We start from the raw sequence: 1144 nt of genomic DNA, 5'->3' as shown, positions 1-1144 counted from the left end.
TATCCGCGGGCCAGCTGGATCCCGGCCAGGTGCAGTTCTGCGGTCACGCCGGTGGGGACGGGGCGGAGTCGGTCGTCGAGGACGTAGGCGTGGGTGCCGCGGATCGGGCCGCCGATGGTGATCGGGCCGCCGGGTGGCAGTGGTCCGCTGCAGTTGCTCATCACGGTTGTTTCGGTGGGGCCGTAGCCGTTGAAGAAGCGGCGGGGTGTGTGGGTGGGGGAGGTGTCGGGGGGTGTGGCCCAGCGGGTGGGCAGGTCGGGGGTGCAGGCCTCGCCGGCGGAGAGGACGGTGTGCAGGGTGTGGAGGTGGGTGGGGTCGATGGTGGCCAGTGCGGCCGGTGTGATCACGGCGTGGGTGACGTGGTTGGTGTGGAGGAGTTGGGTGAGTTCGTCGCCGCCGAAGACGGTGGGTGGGGCGATGACCATGGTGGCGCCGGATCCGGCGGCGAGGAGCAGTTCGAAGACCGAGGCGTCGAAGCTCGGGGATGCCACGGCCAGGGTGCGGGAGTCGGGGGTGATGGTGAATCGTTCGTGTTGTTCGGCGGCGAGGTTGGCCAGCCCTTGGTGGGTGACGACGACGCCTTTGGGGGTGCCGGTGGAGCCGGAGGTGTAGAGCAGGTAGGCGGTGTTGGTGGTGTGCAGGGGTCGGAGTCGGTCGGTGTCGGTGATTGGACCTGAATCCATGGTGTTGCAGCGGGTTTCGAGGTCGGGGGTGTCGATGGCGAGCCAGGGCAGTGGTTCGGGCAGGGTGGTGGCGTGCTCGGTGGTGGTCACTCCGAGTGCGGCTCGGGAGTCCGAGAGCATGTGGGTGATGCGGTCTTTCGGGTAGTTCGGGTCGATGGGGAGGAACGCGGCGCCGGTTTTGGTGGTCGCCCAGATTGCGAGGATCGCTTCGAGGGAGCGGGGGAGTGCGATGGCGACGGTGTCTTCGGTGCCGATGCCTTCGGCGATCAGGATCCGTGCCAGTTGGGAGGATGCGGTGTCGAGTTGTTCGTAGGACAGGTGGTGGTCTTCGTATGTCACCGCCGGTGCGGTGCGGTTGTGTGCTGCGGCGGTGGTGAGCAGTTGGGGCAGTGTCGTTGCGGGGTGTTCGGGGCCGCCGGTGCGGTCGAGCAGGTTCCGTCGTTCGTCGGCGTCGAGGAGGT

Annotated in this window: 1 protein-coding gene; it reads right to left on the bottom strand. The window is 68.0% G+C overall.

Annotated features, from left to right (window positions below):
- The coding region (locus tag AZG88_RS31825) for an AMP-binding protein (protein ID WP_156517669.1) at positions 1–1144 on the bottom strand (1144 nt) is incomplete at both ends.

Source organism: Rhodococcus sp. LB1 (assembly GCF_001583455.1).
GTDB lineage: Bacteria > Actinomycetota > Actinomycetes > Mycobacteriales > Mycobacteriaceae > Rhodococcus_F > Rhodococcus_F opacus.
This window is presented reverse-complemented; position numbering and strand designations above follow the sequence as displayed.